This window comes from Arthrobacter sp. U41, from assembly GCF_007679325.1.
Classification (GTDB): Bacteria; Actinomycetota; Actinomycetes; order Actinomycetales; family Micrococcaceae; genus Arthrobacter.
Genome location: NZ_VEGI01000028.1, coordinates 1 through 229 on the forward strand (window position 1 = coordinate 1; position 229 = coordinate 229).

Here is a 229-nt window from a genome sequence, read left to right on the forward strand (position 1 = left end):
TTAGCTTCCGGGTTCGGAATGGGACCGGGCGTTTCCCCCACGCTATGACCGCCGTAACCCTTGCTCCCGTTCCGTCCACGCCCTGGGGTGTGGTGGTGGGAAATCTTGTGGTTACAACTCCCCTGCACCGGTGGTGCTGGTGCAGGTGTGGTGTTGTTTATTTTGTTGTCGGTTCTCAAGCAACGGGTTTGTTGGTTGGGAACCACATAGTGGACGCAAGCAGTCTTGT

General features: G+C 56.8%; 1 rRNA gene. It reads right to left on the reverse strand.

Annotation, left to right across the window (positions count from 1 at the left end):
- Nucleotides 1-56: ribosomal RNA gene (rrf, locus tag FS787_RS17915) — 5S ribosomal RNA — on the reverse strand; the annotation flags it as partial.
- Between the last annotated feature and the right edge of the window lie 173 nt (nt 57-229).